This window comes from Acinetobacter sp. JADD-222, from assembly GCF_049310645.1.
In genome coordinates this window covers 220726-243120 of the sequence record NZ_JBMOWI010000001.1, presented here as the reverse complement: position 1 = coordinate 243120, position 22395 = coordinate 220726, and the positions used below count along the sequence as shown (strand labels likewise).

General features: G+C 39.3%; 22 protein-coding genes and 1 tRNA gene. 8 read left to right on the top strand and 15 right to left on the bottom strand.

Features of this window, described 5'->3' with window-relative positions; translation table 11 throughout:
* Nucleotides 1–74: 74 nt before the first annotated feature.
* Nucleotides 75–902 (bottom strand): type I methionyl aminopeptidase, encoded by an 828-nt coding sequence (gene map, locus ACO6UW_RS01165; RefSeq protein WP_002118165.1) that lies wholly within the window; start codon nucleotides 900–902, stop codon nucleotides 75–77.
* A 210-nt stretch (nucleotides 903–1112) separates the two neighbouring features.
* Here map and rpsB point away from each other — a divergent pair, with 210 nt between their 5' ends.
* The 6 genes from rpsB (at nucleotide 1113) to ACO6UW_RS01135 (ending at nucleotide 5483) form a co-directional block, all read left to right on the top strand.
* Nucleotides 1113–1865, top strand: coding sequence for a 30S ribosomal protein S2 (gene rpsB / locus ACO6UW_RS01160; RefSeq protein ID WP_002118204.1), 753 nt, complete (start codon nucleotides 1113–1115; stop codon nucleotides 1863–1865).
* 137 nt (nucleotides 1866–2002) lie between these two features.
* On the top strand, nucleotides 2003–2878 hold the full coding sequence (tsf, locus tag ACO6UW_RS01155) for a translation elongation factor Ts (protein WP_002118238.1): 876 nt from the start codon (nucleotides 2003–2005) through the stop codon (nucleotides 2876–2878).
* A 65-nt stretch (nucleotides 2879–2943) separates the two neighbouring features.
* Entirely contained in the window at nucleotides 2944–3429 is a 486-nt protein-coding gene (locus tag ACO6UW_RS01150; protein WP_057062046.1) for a DUF3465 domain-containing protein, read from the top strand.
* A 105-nt stretch (nucleotides 3430–3534) separates the two neighbouring features.
* Nucleotides 3535–4359, top strand: coding sequence for a helix-turn-helix transcriptional regulator (locus ACO6UW_RS01145; RefSeq protein ID WP_057062045.1), 825 nt, complete (start codon nucleotides 3535–3537; stop codon nucleotides 4357–4359).
* An 88-nt stretch (nucleotides 4360–4447) separates the two neighbouring features.
* Complete coding sequence (locus ACO6UW_RS01140) at nucleotides 4448–5164, top strand: AzlC family ABC transporter permease (protein WP_057062044.1); 717 nt, start codon at nucleotides 4448–4450, stop codon at nucleotides 5162–5164.
* Between the two features lies 1 nt (nucleotide 5165).
* Nucleotides 5166–5483: an AzlD domain-containing protein gene (locus ACO6UW_RS01135; RefSeq protein WP_057062043.1), complete on the top strand. Its 318-nt coding sequence runs from the start codon at nucleotides 5166–5168 to the stop codon at nucleotides 5481–5483.
* Nucleotides 5484–5526: 43 nt separating this feature from the next.
* On the opposite strand, the gene ACO6UW_RS01130 is transcribed toward ACO6UW_RS01135, so the two are convergent.
* The 11 genes from ACO6UW_RS01130 to ACO6UW_RS01080 form a co-directional block, all read right to left on the bottom strand.
* Nucleotides 5527–5976, bottom strand: a complete 450-nt coding sequence (locus ACO6UW_RS01130; protein ID WP_002118194.1) for a DUF962 domain-containing protein — start codon at nucleotides 5974–5976, stop codon at nucleotides 5527–5529.
* Between the two features lie 573 nt (nucleotides 5977–6549).
* On the bottom strand, nucleotides 6550–7161 hold the full coding sequence (locus ACO6UW_RS01125) for a septal ring lytic transglycosylase RlpA family protein (RefSeq protein ID WP_057062042.1): 612 nt from the start codon (nucleotides 7159–7161) through the stop codon (nucleotides 6550–6552).
* 289 nt (nucleotides 7162–7450) lie between these two features.
* Nucleotides 7451–8452: a lytic murein transglycosylase B gene (mltB, locus tag ACO6UW_RS01120; RefSeq protein ID WP_422405089.1), complete on the bottom strand. Its 1002-nt coding sequence runs from the start codon at nucleotides 8450–8452 to the stop codon at nucleotides 7451–7453.
* Nucleotides 8453–8471: 19 nt separating this feature from the next.
* On the bottom strand, nucleotides 8472–9614 hold the full coding sequence (gene rodA, locus ACO6UW_RS01115) for a rod shape-determining protein RodA (protein ID WP_017386541.1): 1143 nt from the start codon (nucleotides 9612–9614) through the stop codon (nucleotides 8472–8474).
* 126 nt (nucleotides 9615–9740) lie between these two features.
* A complete protein-coding gene (locus ACO6UW_RS01110; RefSeq protein ID WP_002118229.1) occupies nucleotides 9741–10391 on the bottom strand; it encodes a hypothetical protein in 651 nt (216 codons plus the stop codon).
* A 23-nt stretch (nucleotides 10392–10414) separates the two neighbouring features.
* Nucleotides 10415–11227 (bottom strand): NADPH-dependent 7-cyano-7-deazaguanine reductase QueF, encoded by an 813-nt coding sequence (gene queF / locus ACO6UW_RS01105; RefSeq protein ID WP_057062041.1) that lies wholly within the window; start codon nucleotides 11225–11227, stop codon nucleotides 10415–10417.
* Complete coding sequence (locus tag ACO6UW_RS01100; RefSeq protein WP_002118099.1) at nucleotides 11224–11997, bottom strand: ABC transporter permease; 774 nt, start codon at nucleotides 11995–11997, stop codon at nucleotides 11224–11226. Before ACO6UW_RS01100 ends, queF begins: the two co-directional genes overlap by 4 nt.
* A complete protein-coding gene (locus ACO6UW_RS01095) occupies nucleotides 11994–12929 on the bottom strand; it encodes an ABC transporter ATP-binding protein (RefSeq protein ID WP_057062040.1) in 936 nt (311 codons plus the stop codon). Before ACO6UW_RS01095 ends, ACO6UW_RS01100 begins: the two co-directional genes overlap by 4 nt.
* 117 nt (nucleotides 12930–13046) lie before the next feature.
* Nucleotides 13047–13123, bottom strand: a tRNA-Arg gene (locus tag ACO6UW_RS01090).
* A gap of 102 nt (nucleotides 13124–13225) precedes the next feature.
* A complete protein-coding gene (locus ACO6UW_RS01085; RefSeq protein ID WP_081037726.1) occupies nucleotides 13226–13855 on the bottom strand; it encodes a hypothetical protein in 630 nt (209 codons plus the stop codon).
* A 144-nt stretch (nucleotides 13856–13999) separates the two neighbouring features.
* Nucleotides 14000–14686, bottom strand: a complete 687-nt coding sequence (locus tag ACO6UW_RS01080; protein ID WP_057062038.1) for a putative quorum-sensing-regulated virulence factor — start codon at nucleotides 14684–14686, stop codon at nucleotides 14000–14002.
* Between the two features lie 249 nt (nucleotides 14687–14935).
* On the opposite strand from ACO6UW_RS01080, the gene ACO6UW_RS01075 reads away from it, so the two are divergent.
* Nucleotides 14936–16165, top strand: coding sequence for an alpha/beta hydrolase (locus tag ACO6UW_RS01075; protein WP_032055435.1), 1230 nt, complete (start codon nucleotides 14936–14938; stop codon nucleotides 16163–16165).
* 29 nt (nucleotides 16166–16194) lie between these two features.
* Here ACO6UW_RS01075 and ACO6UW_RS01070 read toward each other — a convergent pair whose 3' ends face one another.
* The gene (locus ACO6UW_RS01070) at nucleotides 16195–16350 is read right to left on the bottom strand and encodes a hypothetical protein (RefSeq protein WP_078225145.1); all 156 of its coding nucleotides are present in this window, start codon (nucleotides 16348–16350) and stop codon (nucleotides 16195–16197) included.
* A gap of 60 nt (nucleotides 16351–16410) precedes the next feature.
* Here ACO6UW_RS01070 and glyA point away from each other — a divergent pair, with 60 nt between their 5' ends.
* Nucleotides 16411–17664 (top strand): serine hydroxymethyltransferase, encoded by a 1254-nt coding sequence (gene glyA, locus ACO6UW_RS01065; RefSeq protein ID WP_348891821.1) that lies wholly within the window; start codon nucleotides 16411–16413, stop codon nucleotides 17662–17664.
* Between the two features lie 60 nt (nucleotides 17665–17724).
* Here glyA and ACO6UW_RS01060 read toward each other — a convergent pair whose 3' ends face one another.
* Both ACO6UW_RS01060 and adeG read right to left on the bottom strand, forming a co-directional pair.
* Nucleotides 17725–19200: an efflux transporter outer membrane subunit gene (locus ACO6UW_RS01060; protein WP_057062037.1), complete on the bottom strand. Its 1476-nt coding sequence runs from the start codon at nucleotides 19198–19200 to the stop codon at nucleotides 17725–17727.
* A 12-nt stretch (nucleotides 19201–19212) separates the two neighbouring features.
* A complete protein-coding gene (gene adeG / locus ACO6UW_RS01055; protein WP_057062036.1) occupies nucleotides 19213–22392 on the bottom strand; it encodes a multidrug efflux RND transporter permease subunit AdeG in 3180 nt (1059 codons plus the stop codon).
* Between the last annotated feature and the right edge of the window lie 3 nt (nucleotides 22393–22395).

The following is a 22395-nucleotide window of genomic DNA, read 5'->3' as shown; positions in this document are numbered from 1 at the left end:
AGATTTATTAATAAAAAGTACATAATAAATAATAAAAGGCTACACAAAGTAGCCTTTTATTTAAGATTTTTAAATTATTGGTTGAAGCGAGATAAGTCTTCTTCAGGACGAGCAGTTAAGACTTCAATGCCTGTTTGGGTAACTAAAATAGTATGTTCATACTGAGCTGAAAGTTTATGGTCTTTCGTTACGACAGTCCATTTGTCACCTAACAATTTAGTTTGCCATACGCCAGCATTTACCATAGGTTCAATCGTAAAAGTCATACCTGCTTCCAGACGCATACCTGTACCAGCTTGACCATAATGGAGTACTTGAGGTTCATCATGGAAAACAGTTCCAATACCGTGACCACAATATTCGCGTACTACACTAAAACGTTCTGATTCGACATACTTTTGGATTGCGTGGCCGATATCACCTAAATATGAACCATCTCTAACAGTTGCCATTCCACGATACATCGCTTCTTGAGCAACTTTACATAGACGGTTGGCTAAAATAGAAGTTTCACCACCAACGACATACATCATGTTGGTATCGCCATGATAACCATCTTTAATGACAGTAACGTCAATATTAAGGATGTCACCATTTTTTAAAATTTTATTTTCAGAGGGAATACCATGACAGACAACATGGTTAACCGAAGTACAAATAGAGTGTTGAAAAGCAGGGCGCCCAGGAGCTCCACCATAGCCTACACATGCAGGAATAGCATGCTGCACATTTTCAATGTGATTACGACAAATGGTATCAAGTTCAAGTGTACTCACACCTGCCTTAATATGGGGCTTGATCATCTCTAGAACTTCAGCCGCCAGTCGTCCTGCAATGCGCATTTTTTCAATTTCATCTGGAGTTTTGATTAATCGACGTGGAGCTGTATAAGTACTGTTCATGATCTCTAAAAACTTTTGGTAATTTACAAGTGTCTATGGTATAAATAGCCGCCCATTTTATCAAATGCTTTTCGTGAATATCTTTTACGAACAATTTTGATAGATGGAGTAAAAAATCCGCACATATATCGTCACATTACTCTGGGTGCCCGTAAAAAGGTGGAGAATGCGGATATATGGAGGCCTAACCCAACTTTTAAGGTAAAGAAAATGGCAGATTACAACGTAAGCATGCGCGACCTTCTTCAAGCAGGTGCGCACTTTGGTCACCAAACTCGTTTCTGGAACCCAAAAATGCGTCAATACATTTTTGGCGCGCGCAACAAAATTCACATCATCAACCTTGAGCACACTGTTCCTGCGTTAAATGATGCTTTGAACTTCGCTAACCAATTAGCAAGCAAAAAGAACAAAGTTTTGTTCGTTGGTACAAAACGTGCTGCTTCTAACATCATCCGTGAACAAGCTCAACGCGCTGGTCAACCATATGTAGATCACCGTTGGTTAGGTGGTATGTTGACGAACTGGAAAACACTTCGCCAATCTATCAACCGTTTAAAAGATCTTCAAACTCAATCTCAAGATGGTACTTTTGCTAAGCTTACTAAACGTGAAGCTTTAGAACGTGCTCGTGAGATGGAAAAACTTGAGCGCTCTTTAGGCGGCGTTAAAAACATGGGTGGTTTACCTGACGCATTATTTGTAATCGACGTTGATCACGAAGCGATTGCAATCAAAGAAGCTAAGAACTTAGGTATTCCTGTTATCGGTATCGTTGATACAAACTCTAACCCAGACAACGTTGATTACGTTATTCCTGGTAACGATGATGCGATCCGTGCAGTAACTTTATATGCTTCAGCTATGGCTGACGCAATTCTTGCTGGTAAAGAATACGCTCAATCTCAAGCGAACGCTCAAGCAAAAGGCGATGACGCTGCGAAAGACGCTTCTGAGGCTTAATGCGTTTTGACGCAGGCTTGTCATTTTTGCGACATGTAATGGTGGCAAATTAAGCGTCGAGAGTGCAAACGGCCCAGAGTTTCTTTGGGCCGTTTTTGTTGAAAAGATTTATTTTCTACCGATTTTAGGAGATCAACATGACTGCAATTACTGCAAGCATGGTAAAAGAATTACGTGACCGTACTGGTCTTGCAATGATGGAATGCAAAAAAGCATTAACAGAAGCGAACGGTGACATCGAGCTTGCTATTGATAACCTTCGTAAATCTGGTCAAGCTAAAGCTGCTAAAAAAGCTGGTAACATTGCTGCTGACGGTGCAATCACAATCGTTCAAGAAGGCAACAAAGCAATTTTAGTTGAAGTTAACTGTCAAACTGACTTCGTTGCTAAAGACGAAAACTTCTCTAACTTCTCTAAAGCTGTTGCTACTGCTGCTTTAGCTGCTGGTGAAACTGATGCTGCTAAAATCGCTGAATTAAAATTAGCAGACGGTCAATCAGTTGAAGAAGCTCGTATTGCACTTGTTCAAAAAATCGGTGAAAACATCCAAGTTCGTCGCGCGAAAATCGTTGAAGGCGAAAACTTGGCTATCTACAAACACGGTTTAAAAATCGGTGTTGTAGTTTCTTATACTGGTGATGCTGATACTGGTAAAGGTATTGCAATGCACGTTGCTGCATTCAACCCAGTAGCTGTAAATGCTGAAGCTGTTCCTGCTGACCTTATCGCTAAAGAAAAAGAAATTGCTGAAGCGAAAGCGTTAGAATCTGGTAAGCCAGCTAACATCGTTGAGAAAATGGTAACTGGTTCAGTTGATAAATACTTGAACGAAGTTGCTCTTGATCGTCAAATGTATGTAATCGACAACGACAAGAAAGTTGCTGATGTATTAAAAGCAACTGGTACTACTGTTGCTGAATTCGTACGTTTCGAAGTTGGTGAAGGTATCGAGAAGAAAGCAGAACTTAGCTTCGCTGAAGAAGTTGCTGCTGCTCAAGCTGCTGCGAAGTAATTCGTATCACAATAAAAAAAGCCCCATTGGGGCTTTTTTTATCTCAGTTAAAATAAGGGTATACAATGACAAATAAAAAAAATCTTAGTATTGCTGGTGTGATTATTTTATTGATTGCTGCGTATTTTGGTCTAGATTTATCCGGGCATAAGCAAAGTCAATCACCATCATCAACTATACCCGCAGCTCAGCGTAATGAAACTACATTTTTAAATAATGGGGTGGACACTGTAAAAGCTGCTTACGAGCAGAGACAAAGTAATGTTCAAGTGCAGGGAAGTGGTCGAGTCAAAGCAATTTTAAGAGATGATAATGATGGGTCAAGACACCAGAAATTCATTCTAGTATTAAAAAATGGTCTTTCAATTTTGGTTGCACATAATATCGATTTGGCACCTAAAATTTCTAATCTAAATAAAGGTGACATCGTTGAGTTTTATGGTGAATATGAGTACAACCCAAAAGGTGGTGTACTACACTGGACTCATCACGATCCACAAGGTCGTCATGAGGGTGGATGGCTTAAACATGACGGACAGATCTATCAATAAAGCTCACGTGAACGTTTAATCAGATTATTTTCATAGAGCAATTTTGTTCTATTCAGTTTGTTAAAACGTGCTATGGTTTTTTTATTGAATAGATGAGACGTATTTATGCAGCGGGAGCAAGCCGATTATCTGCATGTGCGAGAGTTGGGCGGTTTAGAGTTATTAAAAGCACATTATCACCAAACACAATTTTCAAAGCATACTCATGAAGGGTATTGTATTGGTGTGATTGAAGAGGGAGCACAGTCTTTTTTTAGGACGGGGCAGCTGCATGTAGCTCCTAAAGGCGACATTATTTTAGTCAATGCTGACGAGATTCATACTGGTTCATCAGCTGTTGAATCAGGGTGGCGTTATCGAGCGATCTATCCAACACCTGAAATGTTAGCAGAAGTTAGCCAAGATTTTTTTGAAAATCCACATGGCGCACCATGGTTTCCTCAAGCCGTGATTCGCGACCTAGGTTTGGCTCAACAGCTTTGCTTGCTTTTTGATTTATTAGAACAAAAAGATAATTTCCTACTCAAAGAAACGATGTATTTAACAACTTTAGCTTGTCTTATGAAGAGACATGGTAAATCAAATCATACTTTTTGTGAGTTACCAGAAGCATATTCAAAAATATTAAGAGTTAAAGAATTACTTGTAGAAATGCCTGAAACAAACTTTTCTTTACAAGATTTGGCTGACATGGTTGGCTTGAGCGCTTGGCATTTCTTAAGGCAATTTAAAAAATATGTAGGTCTGCCACCTCACGCTTGGCTTGTACAAGCACGTTTACAAAAAGCAAGACAGTTATTAAAACAGGGGGACCAAATTGCCATGGTGGCACAACAATGTGGTTTTTCTGACCAAAGCCATTTTAACCGTCACTTTAAAAAAGCAATGGGCGTCACACCCACTCAATATGTAGTAAGTTTGAACATATAAATAAATTAGTTTTAAAGCAATTTTATCCAATATAAGTCGGCACTCATCAAGCATGGTATAGAGATGTTTCTTATATTGGATTTTATATATGAATATTCAGCTTAATCAGCCAGTTGGGTTTTCAAAAAATAAGCCATCCTATTTATTTTTACGTGGTGCAATAGATATTTTGCCCTTGTCAATTTCTGTTATTCCGTGGGCAATCTTAGCGGGATCTATGGCAATTCATGCAGGATTATCTTTCTATAAGGCACTAGCAATGTCTGGACTTGTCTTTGCTGGAGCTGCTCAGTTGGTTAGCTTAAGCATGGCTATGGAAGGTGCATCTGTTTTTACAATTTATTTGACTATTTTCTTTTTAACGGCTCAACATTTTATTTATGCATTAACTTTAAGAAATGACATTTCTATTTTGTCCCTACCTAAACGATTGAGTTTAGGCTTTTTATTAACAGATGAATTGTTTGCGGTGAGTGCTCCATTTGAAAAAAGAAGTTCGGAATATCTGCTCGGAGCTGGACTGTGTTTTTATTTATTTTGGGTTGCTTTTAGTGTGGTGGGAATACTGCTGGCGAGAGTGATACCTGATCTTTTAAATTACCATTTGGATTTTTCGATCGTTGCTATTTTTATTGCCATGATTGTGCCGTTATGTAAAGGATTTCCGGTCATAGTTGGTGTGCTAATAACTTGTTTAAGTGGGTTTTTATTTAAATTTTATCAAATTGAGGGTGCGATTTTACTTTCAGGATTAATGGGAATGTTAATTGCTGTTTTAACTGAAAAAATAGGTAAGGAGCAATAATATGTCTTGGTTCGTGATTCTAGGCTTGGCAGCAATCGTCTTTTTTAATCGCTATTATTTTTTAGAACCTCAAGTAAAAATTAAACTGCCGCTTATTCTGAATAAGATGCTTAACTATTCTGCACCTTGTTTGTTAACTGCAATTTGTATTCCAGTTATTTTTTTCGATGGTGATCATTTAAGAGGCGTGATAAATAATCCTTATATTTATGCAGCAATCTTTTGTATTGTGATCGCTATGTACCTAAAAAAAGTTCTTTTAAGTGTGATAGCAAGTTTAGGATTTTTTTATTTTATAAATTTTCTAATAAATTACTAACATGCAAAAGCTGAATCGAAAGGATTCAGCTTTAAATTCATCTTTAAGCAAGAGCTTGTTTTTGTCTGCTTTTCCATTTAGGTAAAATTTTTGAGAGATAAGCATCCATACACCAAACTGGTCCAATCAGTAGGAATTGTAAATCTTTAAAGAACGAGGGCTTTTTGCCTTCGACTTTATGTCCGTAAAATTGTCCAACCCAAGCAATCACAAAAATAGCGATATAAAACCCGACTCCTACAGGTAGGGTATAAATGAGCCATGCCATAACAACAAGTAAAGCAGCCATTGCCACAGCAAGTACAAGATCTAAACGTGCATAAAATACTAAGGTCAACACAAGTAATAAAGCAGTAAGCAATGTGCTGAAATGTGCAATGATTCCAATAATAGAAAATAAAATGGCGGGAACGCAAAGCCAGTGAATTTGTTTATTGGTTGGATTTTGATGACTTTCGCTATATTCATCAAACCATTCAGTAATGGATTTCATTAGTAGCACACTCCTTGTTTTAACTTCGATTTATTTTTGTGAGTATATTTTAGCCTGTTCTTGAGGATCTCGACAAGAAACTAACACTATTCAACTATAGGGAGCGTTGTATTAAAAATACCTAAGAAAGGGCAAACGAAAAAATAATGTGACTGTGGTTGGAAAGGTGATCAATTCGTCCACAAGAATGGGGCAATTTTTCATAATATTTTTTCTGTGTTGCTAGATGATGAAATCATCTAAAAAAGCGTAATTTTGAGATTGATGGGAAAATTGTATGAAAAAGCTCTACTCATCTACTCTAAAAACGCCATAAATAGCCTTTATTTTGGAAAAATGGTACTAGGCTAGCGTAAATTTAAAAAAGACGCTCTAAACGCAAATTAGACGTAAAATTAACTGGTATTAAATAAACATAGTTTTTTGTTTAAAAAATATTCAAATTCAGAGCTGGATAAGGGTCAAAAAAAGAGGATTTTTTAACTTTACGTTAGGAATTATTTTGATAACTTAAAATATAAAAAAGCCGCAGAAAAAATTGCGGCTTTTTACATGAACTCGAGAGGCTATAGCTTATGAAGTTGGGCCATCAACACGCTCAATATTTACTTTAGCTGTTCCAGCATTGGTAATACCAAGACGTTTAGCTGCACCGTATGATAGGTCAAGTACACGGTTGCCATGGAAAGGACCACGGTCATTTACTTTTACAACTACACTTTTACCATTGTCTTTATTCGTTACTCGAATGTAACAGTTCAACGGTAGGCTACGGTGAGCAGCAGTTAAAGCATTCATGTCGAATGTTTCACCACTTGCAGTTTTACGACCATGGAATTGGCGGCCATACCAAGACGCCATACCAGTTTGGCTAAACTTACGAACAGTGTTTGAAGCTACTGTGTTAAGTTTTTCAATCACTGAAGGCTCATCTTCAGGGATTTCAATTTTTGCTGCGATCGCTTGACGACGGATTTGATCGCCAGAACGTTCAGTGATTGAAAGACTGTTAATGTTAGAAAAACGAGAATTAAAGTTTTGAGTATCTTTACTCAATACACGTGCTGCTAGATTAGGACCATCTACATCACTGTTTAATGATGATGACTGCACCATTTCAGCGTGCAGTGGGGTCATACTTAAACTAGCCGTCAGTGCAAGAACGTATTTCAGCGATAACTGCATTTGTATAAACTCCTGAGAACATGTACTTTTTTCTTTCAGCCATTGACTGAAATTTAAAGTGAACATGCCTTATTATTCACTTTTGCAATTGCTATATTGGGGTGGATAATATTCATCGGTTACGGAGAGTGTCTAGTCTTTAACGAGAAATCTTTACAAAAAGGGCAAAAACTTACAGTTTTAGGTTAAAAAATAATCAATAATGTAACAAGTTATTAAAAATGTATGTATTGCGATCTATTTAACAAAAATATTTATTGACTTTTACATAAAATATAAAAAAGCTAGCCTATCGGCTAGCTACTTCGGTGCCTAATAACCATACAGCAGTAGCGTACATACGACTCTTGTTATAAGTCGTAATCACTTGAAAATTCGGGTAAGTTAAATAGTAAATTGGTCCATTATAGTCTTGTAATTGAATAACATTCACCATATCGAGATCATCAATTTTAACTAAAGGATTCAATGGAGAAATACCGAGTGTCTTTAATGCACCATATGGGAAAGGTTGCGTTAAATCTTTGGCAATAATACTTTCTGGGTTTGACCCAGTGTAACGAGCCATAAACCCGATCGGTTGGTCGCGTTGCCAACCTTGTTTTGCTAAGTAGTTTGCAATTGATCCAATAGCATCTTCTGCTGAGTTTCTTAAGTCGATATGTCCATTACAGTCATAATCCACCCCATATTTACTAATATTGCTTGGCATAAATTGTGGATAGCCAATCGCACCTGCATAGGAACCAACAATACTATTTGTTGGGTAGCCTTCTTTATAAGTCCATGCAATAAGAGCAGCTAGCTCATCACCAAAATATTCAGCACGGCGAGGGTAGCCAAAAGCAAGGGTAGCTAGAGCATCACGTGTAATAAAAGAACCTTTATTTGCGCCATAACCTGTTTCAACGCCCAAAATACCTAAAATGACAGCTTGAGATACGCCATATTGTTGTTCTGCACGATTTAACGCATCTGCATATTGATTTTTAAAACGGACACCACGTTGAATTGTGCCTTCAACCAAGAACATAGAGCGATAATCATACCAAGGCTTACTTTCACCCGGACGAGTCATAATATTTAGAATGTTTGGTAAATTTTTTGCGCCACTCATGGCTGCATCGACTTGATCGCTACTTAAGCCATAAGCATTCATCGTTTTTTGTTTAAAATTCAAATAATCAGGATGTGTTGCAAAATCGTTGGCCTGAGCGAAATGACTTGTACTGATTAAGCCAGTACACAAAGCGAGCATTTTTAAAGTTTTATTTAAGTGTTGAGACAACATATCGTTTTAAAATTCCAGATTATCGATGTGTATGAATGGACATGACTAAACCAAAGGTGGCCATTAAAGTAATAATAGCTGTTCCGCCATAACTCATAAAAGGTAAAGGAACACCTACTACAGGTAAAATACCACTGACCATTCCCGCATTTACAAATACATAAACAAAAAAAGACAAACCAAAGGCACCAGCAACTAAACGTCCATAGTTATGGAAGCTTTGTAAACCGATCTGGAATGTTCTAAAAATAATGGCAAAATAAAGGATTACTAAAATAAGTACACCGATGAGCCCAAATTCTTCGGAATACGCAGCAATAATAAAGTCAGTATGTCCTTCGGGTAAAAAGTGTAAGTGAGATTGAGTACCTTCAAGGAACCCTTTACCTGAAAAACCACCAGAACCAATTGCAGTTTTAGATTGAATAATATTCCAACCTGTACCGAGCGCGTCTGCTTCTGGATCAAGTAAAGTTAAAACCCTTTGGCGCTGATAGTCGTGTAAAAGAAATTCCCACGCAATTGGAATTACAATTGCTGCACATGCGGCAGCTGCACCAATCATTCGCCACGATAGTCCACTTAAAAATAAGACAAATATACCGCTTGCTAATACTAAAAGTGATGTCCCTAAATCAGGTTGTTCTGCAATCAGTAAAAAGGGAATACCAATTAACATTAAAGATAAAATAACTTGTGAAAAACTAGGGGGAAGAGGTTTTCGTGCTAAAAACCATGCAATCATCATCGGCATGCCGATTTTCATGAACTCACTGGGTTGGACACTTCCGAAACCCGGAATATCAATCCAGCGCTGAGCACCCATTCGGACTTCACCGAATACCATAACTGCCACAAGCGAAAATAGGCCGAACAAATAAAAGTAGGGAGAAAACGCTTGATAGACCTTAGGCGGAATTTGGGCTAGACCAAACATTACTAAAAAGCCAATACCAAAACTCATGGCTTGTTTACTGACCAGCCCTACATCCTGCGCCGAAGCACTATATAGTACAGTTAAACCTAATAGCGCATTTAACAGCAAAAATAGACATAACCACGGGTCAATGTGGAGTTGTTGCCATCTTGATGGTTGCATAGCGGTGCTAAGACCATCTCGAGGAGCTTGGCGTAAAAACTTATATTGTGGGCTAGGAGACATGCGGCGTTAACTAGGTCAATCAGTGCTTGGCGCATGCTAACATAAACCTGATTAATGGCAATGTATATCAATATTTTGCAATAAAAAAACCTAGCTCTCGCTAGGTTTCCGATAGGCTATTTCTTATTAGTTAAAGAATAGACTTTCGTGATATTCAGCCATCGCTTTTAGTTCAGTGCGATTTAAGCTAGGGATGAGTTTGTCGATCGCAATATGAACTGCTTTTGTTACAGCTGCCGCACCAATATCAGCTGCTTTACGCTTAATCATGCCAAGGTCTAATGTCTTATTAAAATCAGACATAAAATGTTTAACCATAGCGTCTCCAAACTGTTTATACAGTTCAGCCAATGCAGCTTTATTGATATCGTTACCTGCTTTAAGCTCAGTGAAGTTATGCTGAAGATTAGTGACTAAACTAGGATCTAGAGTTACACCTACTTTATATTGACCTTGTGGATCTTTAAATAAGCTTTTTTCAGAGAACTCTACTGACTGTTTAACAACATCGTTTGGCGCTTTGCTTAACAATTGTTTTAAAAGAACAGCGACTGTTGATTTGACATAGCCTGCGAGTTTTTCGGCAGTATCGCGCTTTTCACTTGCAGGGAAGTGCTGAACTAACTGAATTAAGACATTATCAATAATCTCTTCATTAAGTTGTAAAGCAATCTTATCGCGAAGTGGATATAAAGGCTCACTAGAATTTTTGTTCGCAATTCCAGTTTGTATATCGTTCAATAAGCCTTCAGAAGGGGTAAAACCAAAAAACGGCATGGTGTATCCTCAAATTATTCGTTTTATTGTCGTGCCAATCGAATCGGTTTTGGCATCCATGAAAGATCCGATACTCGGCAAGGGTTAATATCAAGTCCGCCGCGACGAGTATAAGTTGCATAAACCATCAGCTTTTCAGGCTGCAAATTTTGCCAAATATCAGCAAAAATTTGCTCGACACACTGTTCGTGAAAGCCGTTATGCTGACGGTACGAGATAATATAAGCTAAAACACTACGATAACAAGGTTTTTTGCCCTTAAAACGGATAAAAACTGTACCCCAATCCGGTTGTCCCGTGACTGGGCAGTTACTTCTTAAAAGATGAGAATACAGTTCAATTTCGACTTCTTCATCAGACACATCTCGTTTTAAAAGAGTTGCATCTGGATGTTGCTCTAAACGCTCTGGATCTAAGTCATCAATACAAATGCCTTGAGGCTTAGAAATCTCTAAATCATCTACTTGAAATAACGTTAACTCAACTTTTGCACCTGCCGCAGCAGATAGATCTTTTTCAACCGTTTCAATAAACGACTGTTTAGAGTCAAACTGAGTGAAGTTAAGGCTATTGAAGTAAAGTTTTAATGACTTTGATTCAATCAAATTTGGTGAAGAAGCTGGCAGTGTAATTCTGCCAATAGCAACTTGCGGGATAGCATTAGCGTTTAACCATGAAATTTCAAAAACATGCCACCAATCTTTACCTTGTGTAATACCTTCAATATGCGAATAGGCTTCACGAGACTGAGCACGAGCAATTGGAAATAAAACATCAGGTTGATAGTTAGTTGGATATTGAGTTTCTTTACCCAATAAAGATTGTTCGACACTCATTCACGCATTCCTGAACCACGAGCAAGTAAATAGTACGCAATTCCGTAAAGTACAGCACAGCATAATGTCACAATGATTAAAGAGAACGTAACGTTCACATCACTATGACCTAAAATGCCGAAACGGAAAGCGTTAACCATATACACAATAGGATTAATTAAAGAAAGTTTTTGCCAAAAAGGGCCAAGCGCACTAATGGCATAGAACACACCACCTAAATAGGTTAAAGGCGTAAGGACAAAGGTTGGAATAATAGAAATATCATCAAATGATTTTGCATAAACTGCATTAATAAAACCACCTAATGAGAAAAGAACCGATGTAATTAAGACTGTATATATAGTTACGAACCAGTTATGTATAAAAAGGTCTGTAAAGAACATGCTCATTGTTGTCACAATTGCTCCGACCAATACACCACGGCAAATACCACCAATGACATAGCCCCACAAAATAATATGTAGTGGCACAGGACTCATAATCAGTTCTTCAATGCTCTTTTGGAATTTCACACTAAAGAAACTTGAAGATACGTTAGCATAACTGTTGGTAATAACCGCCATCATGATGAGGCCGGGTACGATAAACTGCATATAGCTCACGCCGCCCATTTGTCCAATGCGCGAACCAACCAAATTACCAAAAATGACAAAGTACAAACTCATCGTGATCGCTGGTGGTAACAAGGTTTGTGGCCAAATACGTAGAAATCGACGTACTTCTTTACGAACTAGAGTCCAGAGGGCAATTTGCAGTTGGCTAAAATTCATTTTGCCTCTCCTTCAAGATTTTTCTCAACCATTTTGACGAATAGCTCTTCTAGACGGTTCGATTTGTTTCGCATACTACGAACACGAATACCTTGTGATTCTAAAAGTTGGAATAAGTCATTTAATGTATGTGCTTTATCCATCGTCACTTCTAAAGTGCTGCTATCAATTAAGTTGAACTTCACACCAATAATATTTAACTGGAGTGGGGCAATGGGTTCTGCCAAATCAAAAATAAAAGACTCTTCACTCAGCTGGTTTAAGAAACTTTTCATGCTTGTGTCTTCTTTAATGACACCGCGGTCAATGATAGCAATTTGACGACACAACATTTCTGCTTCTTCGAGATAATGTGTAGTCAAAATAATAGAAGTACCGCTTTCGTTCATTTCGGTTAGAAAATCCCACATAGAGCGGCGTAATTCAATATCAACACCCGCAGTAGGCTCATCTAAAATAAGAAGTTTAGGTTCATGCATCATGGCACGTGCAATCATGAGTCGGCGTTTCATACCACCAGATAACATGCGTGCTTGTATATTACGCTTTTCCCATAGACCTAGTTTTTCTAAATAATGTTCAGCGCGTTTTTCTGCAGTCTTTTTATGAATGCCGTAATAGCCAGCTTGAGTGACTAAAATATCGAACGCTTTTTCAAACTGACCAAAGTTAAATTCTTGAGGGACAACGCCAAGTTGTTGTTTCGCTAAGGATGGATGAGTGTCGAGATTATGTCCAAAAATCTCAACTGTTCCTTCGGTTTTTTTCGTGAGGGAACTGATAATACCAATGGTTGTTGATTTGCCGGCACCATTTGGGCCTAACAACGCATAAAATTCACCTTCAGGCACAGTGAGGTTAATACCTTTTAACGCCTGAAAACCATTACGATATGTTTTGGACAAATCTCTTAAAACCAAAGCATCAGTCATGAAATTCTCACATTATGAAAGAGGGGTATATTTTGAGCGATAATGATTAATAAACCAAGTAAAATAGTCGGAATTTTATAAAATTGAGATAAATTTATGAAGTTATTATATATAAACTGGTGCGCCCGGCGGGGATCGAACCCACGACCCCAGGCTTCGGAAACCTGTACTCTATCCAACTGAGCTACGAGCGCACATGTGTGGGCCACATCATAGGAAAAAAACACCCATAGGTAAAGCACGAAATAGGTAACAAGTGAGTTTAATGCTTAATTAAACAGCAGCTTGTTGTTTTTTTAGATGCGTTGTTGAATAAGTTGAATTGAATAATTAATAGAATGAAGCGTATGTGCTAGTTCATTAGGGGGAATACGCGACTCCTGTAAGCTGGTAATCCATTGCATTTGGCACATTTTAAGCTCTTGAAGCGTTTTTATTTGTTCTATTTTCTGAATAAGTGGTTTTGCCATAAGCCCACAATATTGACTCAAGCTTTGCTTCATCAACTGTTGTATTTCTTCAAAAGAGAGCTGTTGAACTGGAATTGGTGGCTGGGTATTTTCAGTATTTGTAGATTGCAAAGATGGTAATTGAGTAACCTGAATTTCACTAACTATATTGTCACTTTTATTCTCATCTATAATATTTTTTTGATGAGCTTCTATTGTAGTTACGGATGATGGTGGGAAATATATTTGTTCATTTAATTCTGAATAATTTTCGCCAGAAGGAGCAATGAGTTTTAAGTCGATAAGCTGTTGAATAAGCTCTGGAGATGCAATACGTTTTTTAAATTCGCTATTTAAATTTTGAAAATCTTCGTGATCTATTAATAGTAGTAAACGTCTTTGTTTTGCATTTAAAGTAATGTTGCATTGTTGAAGCGCGACTCTTCCTAAATTGGTTCGATAAAAACCAGCCATTATTCTTCCCCAAATAAAAAATAAATCAGACTGTCCAATTTTCTTGGTTGAACAGTACTGTTTTTAATAAAATATAAATGGGGTTAACGATAAAACTCAAAAATGACAATATGATGAAGAATTGATGAATATCATCTATTTAAGTCTTTAAAATGCGCTTTCTAACGCTTTACGTAAATAGACGTCAAGTTCATCTTGACGTAATAACCATTGAATATAGTCTTTAGGAAGTTCAGCAATTGCTGTGCCTTTATGCTTACCAAAATTAATAGTCGTAGGGATACGTGCTTCTTCAGAAACTCGGTAAAGCTCTTCAATGTCTTGAATATTTAAATGATAGACAATATGCATCAAAATATTAGCAGTCAAAATAATATCTGCATCGGCTCGGTGCGCGCCTTTGAGCAATTCTCGCGCTTTAACGCTGCCTTGAGAAATCATATAGATGAGTGCAGAAATATTATGCGCTTCTGCATCAGGCCAAGTTTTACGCGCTAAAGCTAGAGTACAAATCGGTTTGATATGAGAGACATCCACGCCACAACGAGCAATCGCGGCAATATCGTAATCAATATTGTGACCAATAATATAAGTTGTAGTCTCTGGCAATTTAAAAGTTTTATAGTGGGGCTGGTTTTCTAAATCTGACTCTAATATATGGTGTACTGCCATAGCCGCGTAAGAGATAGGTGCACTAACCTGATAAAGTTGATCAAACAATTTGCTCTTATCTAAGGTGAGCTTGCCTTCATTAATTTCAATTGGGGCATACGCAATTTCAATAGGCAAACCATTTAGTGTATGTGTTTCTGTATCTAAAATAATGGTTTGCATAACTGGCCCTTTAATCAATCACGAGTAATCAAGAATGTTAACAGTTGGCTACCCACTTTAAAACATGAAGTGAGGTCTGAGAGTAGCGAGAACGTTAATTTATATTAAAAATAAAGTTTTCAGAGATTAATTTCATCCAATAGAACTTGCGGAAAATAAAGATTAGGCGTAAATATTTTTAAGACATTAGGAAATGTTGATTAAAAAACTAAAGCAAAACAAAAATGGAATTTAAGGGAAGATATACCAATGAAAATGAACCTATTAATAACGAGCGTTCTTAGCACGAGTTTATTTTTAGTCGCTTGTGGAGGAGGGAGTAGTGATGATGGCCCAGCTCCTACTAATCCATCTGGGACTCCAACCAATAATATTCAAAATCCAGTCGTTAAAGTCGAGGCTTACACAAGCACCAACTTAGGATCAGTTGCCGCAGAAAGTAGTATTTTGACTTATAAAATGTTGGGTCAAAGTGGTCAAGAAGTGCAGGCAACCAGTTTGGTATTTACACCAAACACTCCACCACCAGTAGGCGGTTGGCCAATTGTGGTTTGGGCACATGGCACTACGGGTGTGGCAGATACTTGCGCACCAAGTAAGGCAGCTTTAGCAGATAGTACAAAAGATTTAATTAGTAAATTACTAGCTGCAGGTTATGTTGTGGTCGCACCTGACTACGAAGGTTTGGGTACCCCAGGCATACATCCATTTTTAAATATTAAAAGTGAGGCTTTTTCAATTACAGATGCCGTGGTTGCGGCACGTAATTATTTATCACAACGTAATTTATTAACCTCAAAAAAATGGTTAACAGTAGGACATTCTCAGGGGGGGCATGCTGCATTAGGTGCTGCACAATATGCGAGCCGTGCACAACTAGACTATAAAGGTACAGTAGCGGTAGCACCTGCTTCTAATCTAGGGGGTATTTTAGTAGATGGAGAGGCGCAAGTTGCGAATGCACCGATAGATATTAAAATTGCAACCTATGCACAGCTTGATACATATACAGCTTTGGTTACAGCTGGCATTCGCAACACACAACCTGCCTTTAATTATTCACAAGTCTTTACTTCACAAATTTCAAGTATTGCCGCACAAGCAGAAAACCTTTGTTCAGGACCATTGTATGGAGCCTTTTATGAGGGTATGAGTAATTATGCTAAAGACCATAATGGCACACTAGATGGCTTTACACGTACACAACCTAATTTTATGGCTGTGCCGTTAGTTAAAACGTTTTTGGAAAAAGATTCGCAGCCGTTACAAGTAAAAGTCACTACTCCAATCATCATTTATCAAGGGATAGCTGATCCTACAGTACCTAAATTAGCAACTGATCTATTGATATTTAATGCCACTACCTTAGGCACTAAAATTAATAGTTATGTGACGGGTAACTGGGACCATGGCACGGTGATGAGTAATAATGTAGATAATATTGTTGGAAATGTTCAGTCTTTACTGGCAGCTCAATAGAGTCATTGATATTTAATACTTTTTTAGTATTAGCGAGAGCTAAAATTAATGATAGAGAAATTTAAAATATAAGCTTTAAACGAGCTTTTTAATTGATTTATAAACAATGGCTCATTTTTTATAAAACTTGAGCCATTTTTATTTAAAACTGAGCTAACTTCATTCTGTTTAATTATAAAGTTCATGCTACAATATGCCGCAATCTTAGCACGGCTTAAAAGCCCTAATTTATAGGACCCCCGCTAATGTTTGCCAATATTTCCATTTCTGAATTTGATCCAGAATTAGCTCAAGCAATTGCTTCTGAAGGTGAGCGTCAAGAAGCACATATCGAGTTAATTGCATCTGAAAACTATTGCTCTCCTGCTGTGATGGAAGCGCAAGGATCAAAACTTACGAACAAATATGCAGAAGGTTATCCAGGCAAACGCTATTATGGCGGTTGCGAGTATGTGGATATCATTGAGCAAATGGCGATTGATCGTGCTAAAGAACTTTTTGGTGCAGATTACGCAAACGTTCAACCACACGCTGGTTCACAAGCTAACTCTGCTGTTTATTTAGCGCTTCTTAACCCGGGCGATACAGTTTTAGGTATGAGCTTGGCTCACGGTGGTCACTTGACTCACGGTGCAAAAGTAAGCTTCTCTGGTAAAACTTATAATGCAGTTCAATACGGTCTAAACGCTGAAACTGGCGAGATCGATTACGAAGAAGTTGAACGTTTAGCGTTAGAGCACAAGCCACGTATGATCGTTGCTGGTTTCTCTGCTTATAGCCGTGTTGTAGATTGGCAACGTTTCCGCGACATCGCGGACAAAGTTGGCGCTTACCTTTTCGTCGATATGGCTCACGTTGCAGGTCTTGTTGCTGCTGGTGTATATCCAAACCCAGTTCAAATTGCTGACGTAACAACGACGACGACTCACAAAACACTTCGTGGTCCACGTTCTGGTTTAATCCTTGCGAAAGCGAATGAAGAAATTGAGAAAAAACTTCAATCAGCTGTATTCCCTGGTAACCAAGGTGGTCCATTAATGCATGCGATTGCTGCTAAAGCAATCTGCTTCAAAGAAGCTATGTCTGATGACTTCAAAGCTTACCAACAACAAGTTGTGAAAAATGCTCAAGCTATGGCTGAAGTATTCATCGCTCGTGGTTATGATGTTGTTTCTGGCGGTACAGACAACCACTTGTTCTTGTTATCTTTAATCAAGCAAGATGTAACTGGTAAAGATGCAGATGCTTGGTTAGGTGCTGCTCACATTACTGTGAACAAAAACTCAGTTCCAAATGACCCACGTTCTCCATTCGTGACTTCTGGTATCCGTATCGGTACTCCAGCAGTAACAACTCGTGGTTTCGGTGAAGCTGAAGTTCGTGAACTTGCTGGTTGGATCGCTGACGTGATTGACAGCAAAGGTGACGAAAAAGTTATTGTTGACGTAAAAGCGAAAGTTGAAACTGTTTGTGCAAAATTCCCTGTATACGCACAATAAGTTGTAAATATAAAAAAAGCGCCGTATGGCGCTTTTTTTATCAAGTTAATTAGATAAGAATTAACTTTTAGATTTTACCGATGACTCGGCATTATGCCAGCCACCACCTAATGCACGGATTAAATTTACACTAGCCATCATTCTAGTGCCGTTAAGCTGTGCAGAAAGTTGTTCTTGTTGCAAAATAGTCCGATCCGAATCAATCACATCAAGATAGCTAATAGCACCTTCTCGATAACGTAAATGAGACAGTTGATTTGCATGACGAGAAGAGGAGAGTGCTTGATTTTGAGCTTGAATTTGCTGATCAAGTATTCTTTGATCTGATAAACCATTTTCAACTTCGCGAAATGCATTCAACACAGTTTGGCGATAGTTTGCCACGCTTTCTTCATAGGCAGCTCGTGCTTGAGCAACTCCAGCCTTACGTTGTCCACCGTCAAATAATGGCAAAGATAAAATAGTACCTGCCACTGGACCAAGTAAGAATGTACGGCTCGACCATTTACCCAACTCACCTAAACTTGATGATTCATAACCGAGTGCACCTGTTAGGTCCAGTTTTGGGAAGAAAGCAGCACGTGCAATTCCAATACGCGCATTATCTGCTGCCATAGCATGCTCGGCAGCCGCAATGTCAGGTCGTCTTTCAAGTAAAGCCGAAGGTAAACCTGCTGGCAGACGAATGCTGTTTGCAGTTAAAGGTTGAACTGCCAAGCTAAACTCAGCAGGTGTTTTGCCTAATAATACTGCAAGAGCATGCTCTGCATTGGCTCTGTTACGAGCAATATTTAATGCATTGGTTTGTGCTGTAGCAAGTTCGGTCTGTGCGCGAGAAACATCTAATTCACTGACTAAACCATTTCTAAAACGTGTTTGAGCTAAGTCGCGTGTCTCGCCAAGCAGTTTAATAGTGCGATTATAAATTGCTTGTTCAGCATCAAGCTGACGAATGAGAAAGTAGCCTTGGGCAACATCTGCTTGTAAAGCTAAAAGCGCCGATTGATATAGAGCTTCTTGTTGCTGTACATCAGCTGTTGCTGCATTGACACTACTGGCAATACGGCCAAATAAATCGAGCTCATATGAAACATTGGCTTGAGCACGCCATAAGGTCTGTGCAGATGTATGGGCATTGTCATCTAAACCCAATGAAGCAGGAGAGGGTTTTTGACGAGTTGGGCCAAAGCCAGCACCAATATTTGGCAAACGTTCAGCTTGTGCTGCGGAACGTAACGCACGTGAAGCCTGAATATTAGCCGCTGCCGCTTTAAGGCTCTGGTTTCCAGAAATGGCTTGTTGTTCGAGCTCATTTAATTGAGCATCATTAAAAACACGCCACCACTCACCTCGAATCTGCTGATCGGCAGGTTGGGCAATTTTCCAGTTATTGTCTTCAAGTTTTGGGTCAGACTCTTTAAATTTGACTGGAACTATCACTTTTGCAGGTTGATATTCAGGAGCCAAAGAGCAGCCTGCAAGCAGCAGGCTTCCCATGAGTGAGGACAAAAATAAGCTTTGTTTTGCTGTAGCCATTAAATGTCCTCCTTAATGATCATGTGGGGTAGATAAAGGTGCTTCATGAACTGCTGCCGAATGCAATTTATGTTTGCTGTTCAATGTGCGAATCAGGACATAAAAGGCAGGGGTTAGGAACAAACCAAACAGCGTTACACCGATCATGCCGAAGAACACTGCAATACCCATCGCATGACGCATTTCAGAACCTGCACCAGTTGAAGTAACCAGTGGTACGACACCCATAATGAATGCAATAGAAGTCATTAAAATTGGGCGTAAACGTAGACGACTTGCTTCAACTGCCGCTTTGAATGCAGTCGCACCTTGCATTTCGAGTTCCCGTGCAAACTCAACAATTAAGATGGCATTTTTACAAGCCAGCCCGACAAGCACCATTAGACCAATTTGGGTAAAGATGTTGTTATCTCCGCCTGTCAGCCAGACACCTGTCAGAGCTGCCAAAATTCCCATTGGTACAATTAAGATTACAGCTAAAGGTAAAGTTAGACTTTCATATTGAGCGGCTAAAACTAAGAACACCAGTAATACGCTAATTGGGAATACCCAAAGTCCTGCATTACCAGCCAAGATTTTTTGGTAAGTTAAATCTGTCCATTCAAACTTGATACCACGAGGTAGAGTTTGTGCAGCAATACGTTCAACCGTAGCTTCAGCTTGGCTAGATGAATAACCTGGGGCAGGGCCACCGTTAATATCTGCTGAGGTATAGCCGTTATAACGCACCACCATTTCTGGACCATAAGTTTGAGTCACATTTACCAATGAAGATAACGGCACCATTTGTCCCGCACTGTTACGGGTTTTAAGCTGCAAAATATCTTCAGGATTTGCACGGAAAGGCGCATCGGCTTGTGCACGAACCTGATAAACACGTCCAAAGCGGTTAAAGTCATTAACGTACTGAGAACCTAAATAAATTTGCATGGTGTTGAAAACATCTGTCACGGCAACACCTTGTTGCTTGGCTTTCACACGATCCAGATCTACATTGAGTTGAGGTACATTAATTTGATAACTTGAGAACATTGGACCAAGTTCAGGGGCTGATTGTGCTGCTTTCATAAAGTTTTGGGCAGCATCATTCAAGGCTGAATAGCCTAAGGTACCTCGGTCTTCAAGTTGGAGTTTAAAGCCGCCCATGGTGCCTAAGCCCATCACGGGTGGTGGTGGGAAAACCGCAATATAGGCATCTTGAATAGCTGAATATTTCTGGTTGAGAGCACCAGCAATTGCATTGGCAGATAAGTCTTTCGCTTTACGTTCGTTGAATGGCTTTAAGGTCACAAAGACAATACCAGCACTCGAACTGTTGGTAAAACCGTTAATTGATAGACCAGGGAAGGCAACTGCACTTTCTACACCAGGCTGTTTAAGTGCAGCGTCACTCATTTTACGAATCACCGCTTCAGTACGATCTAATGAAGCGCCGTTTGGTAATTGAGCAAAGCTAATCAAATATTGTTTGTCCTGCGCAGGTACGAAGCCACCCGGAACAATATAAGAAATCCCAACGGTTAAGCCTAAAAGTGCTGCATAGACACCCATTGCTGATGCTTTATGGGAAATAACACGACTTACGCCTTTACCATAGTTGTCTGATGCACGGGTAAACACACGGTTAAACAGCGCAAAGAAACGTCCGAATACACGGTTCATAAGGCGTGTTAATGCATCAGGTTTAGCGTCATGTCCTTTTAGTAACATGGCAGCCAAAGCAGGAGATAGGGTAAGGGAGTTAAATGCCGAAATAACCGTTGAAATGGCAATCGTCATGGCAAATTGTTTATAAAACTGCCCTGTTAAGCCTGTCATAAATGCAAGTGGTACGAACACGGCAACGAGCGTTAAAGCAATCGCAATAATTGGTCCACTCACTTCTCGCATGGCGCGATAAGTTGCATCTCTTGGGCTTAAGCCTGCTTCAATATTCCTCTCGACGTTTTCGACGACGACAATCGCGTCATCGACCACAATGCCGATGGCAAGTACCATCCCGAACAGTGATAGCGCATTGATTGAGTAACCAAAAGCGAGCATGAGCGCGAATGTACCAATAATTGAAACTGGTACAGCAAGCAATGGAATGATTGAGGCACGCCATGTTTGTAAGAATAAAATAACAACCACAACAACCAGTGCAATCGCTTCAAGTAAAGTATGAACAACCGCTTTAATACTGGCACGTACGAACTGAGTCGGGTCGTACACAATGTCGTATTTAATTGAAGATGGGAAATCTTTTGAAAGCTCCTTCATCGTGCTACGCACTTGATCGGAAACTTGTAAAGCATTAGCACCCGGTGCTTGGAAAATTGGAATCGCGACTGCTTGTTTGTTGTCGAGTAATGAACGTAAGCCGTATTGTGAAGCTGCGAGTTCAACACGAGCAACATCACCCAATCGGGTAACCGCACCATCTGGTGCAGTTTTTAAAATGATATCTGCGAATTCTTGCTCGGTGGTTAAACGACCTTGAGCATTGACTGAAAGCTGTAAAGGGGAATTACTTGGTGATGCACCGATTGTACCCGCTGCAACCTGAATATTTTGTTCACGGATTGCATTCACAATTTCGGTCGCGGTGAGGTTACGCTGCGCTACTTTTTGCGGGTCGAGCCATACGCGCATCGCGTAGTCCCCAGAACCAAATAATCCGACTTCACCTACACCTTGTAAACGTGCCAAACGGTCTTTCACGTTGAGTACCGCATAGTTACGTAAGTAGGTCATGTCATAGCGACTATCTGGTGAGGTCAGATGCACAACCATGGTTAAAGTCGGTGAGCTTTTTAAGGTAGTAACACCTAAACGCTGTACGTCTTCAGGTAAACGAGGCATGGCCTGAGACACACGGTTTTGAACCAGTTGTTGCGCTTTGTCTGGATCAATCCCAAGTTTAAAGTTCACCGTAATGGTTAAGTTGCCGTCGCTGTTAGCCTGAGATTGCATATACAGCATGTCTTCGACGCCGTTGATTGATTCTTCAAGTGGAGAGGCAACGGTTTCAGCAATCACTTTCGGGTTTGCACCCGGATATTGAGCACGTACCACCACAGATGGCGGAACAACTTCTGGGTATTCAGAAATCGGTAACTGGAATACCGAAAGCAGGCCGGCGAGTAAAATCAGTACTGATAACACACCAGCAAAGATCGGCCGATCAATAAAAAATTTAGAAATATTCATATT

What these genes read in the sequence shown, in the direction of transcription:
- map (WP_002118165.1), bottom strand. Translation starts at nt 902, where the DNA reads ATGAACAGTACTTATACAGCTCCACGTCGATTAATCAAAACTCCAGAT.
- rpsB (WP_002118204.1), top strand. Translation starts at nt 1,113, where the DNA reads ATGGCAGATTACAACGTAAGCATGCGCGACCTTCTTCAAGCAGGTGCG.
- tsf (WP_002118238.1), top strand. Translation starts at nt 2,003, where the DNA reads ATGACTGCAATTACTGCAAGCATGGTAAAAGAATTACGTGACCGTACT.
- ACO6UW_RS01150 (WP_057062046.1), top strand. Translation starts at nt 2,944, where the DNA reads ATGACAAATAAAAAAAATCTTAGTATTGCTGGTGTGATTATTTTATTG.
- ACO6UW_RS01145 (WP_057062045.1), top strand. Translation starts at nt 3,535, where the DNA reads ATGCAGCGGGAGCAAGCCGATTATCTGCATGTGCGAGAGTTGGGCGGT.
- ACO6UW_RS01140 (WP_057062044.1), top strand. Translation starts at nt 4,448, where the DNA reads ATGAATATTCAGCTTAATCAGCCAGTTGGGTTTTCAAAAAATAAGCCA.
- ACO6UW_RS01135 (WP_057062043.1), top strand. Translation starts at nt 5,166, where the DNA reads ATGTCTTGGTTCGTGATTCTAGGCTTGGCAGCAATCGTCTTTTTTAAT.
- ACO6UW_RS01130 (WP_002118194.1), bottom strand. Translation starts at nt 5,976, where the DNA reads ATGAAATCCATTACTGAATGGTTTGATGAATATAGCGAAAGTCATCAA.
- ACO6UW_RS01125 (WP_057062042.1), bottom strand. Translation starts at nt 7,161, where the DNA reads ATGCAGTTATCGCTGAAATACGTTCTTGCACTGACGGCTAGTTTAAGT.
- mltB (WP_422405089.1), bottom strand. Translation starts at nt 8,452, where the DNA reads ATGTTGTCTCAACACTTAAATAAAACTTTAAAAATGCTCGCTTTGTGT.
- rodA (WP_017386541.1), bottom strand. Translation starts at nt 9,614, where the DNA reads ATGTCTCCTAGCCCACAATATAAGTTTTTACGCCAAGCTCCTCGAGAT.
- ACO6UW_RS01110 (WP_002118229.1), bottom strand. Translation starts at nt 10,391, where the DNA reads ATGCCGTTTTTTGGTTTTACCCCTTCTGAAGGCTTATTGAACGATATA.
- queF (WP_057062041.1), bottom strand. Translation starts at nt 11,227, where the DNA reads ATGAGTGTCGAACAATCTTTATTGGGTAAAGAAACTCAATATCCAACT.
- ACO6UW_RS01100 (WP_002118099.1), bottom strand. Translation starts at nt 11,997, where the DNA reads ATGAATTTTAGCCAACTGCAAATTGCCCTCTGGACTCTAGTTCGTAAA.
- ACO6UW_RS01095 (WP_057062040.1), bottom strand. Translation starts at nt 12,929, where the DNA reads ATGACTGATGCTTTGGTTTTAAGAGATTTGTCCAAAACATATCGTAAT.
- ACO6UW_RS01080 (WP_057062038.1), bottom strand. Translation starts at nt 14,686, where the DNA reads ATGCAAACCATTATTTTAGATACAGAAACACATACACTAAATGGTTTG.
- ACO6UW_RS01075 (WP_032055435.1), top strand. Translation starts at nt 14,936, where the DNA reads ATGAAAATGAACCTATTAATAACGAGCGTTCTTAGCACGAGTTTATTT.
- ACO6UW_RS01070 (WP_078225145.1), bottom strand. Translation starts at nt 16,350, where the DNA reads ATGAACTTTATAATTAAACAGAATGAAGTTAGCTCAGTTTTAAATAAA.
- glyA (WP_348891821.1), top strand. Translation starts at nt 16,411, where the DNA reads ATGTTTGCCAATATTTCCATTTCTGAATTTGATCCAGAATTAGCTCAA.
- ACO6UW_RS01060 (WP_057062037.1), bottom strand. Translation starts at nt 19,200, where the DNA reads ATGGCTACAGCAAAACAAAGCTTATTTTTGTCCTCACTCATGGGAAGC.
- adeG (WP_057062036.1), bottom strand. Translation starts at nt 22,392, where the DNA reads ATGAATATTTCTAAATTTTTTATTGATCGGCCGATCTTTGCTGGTGTG.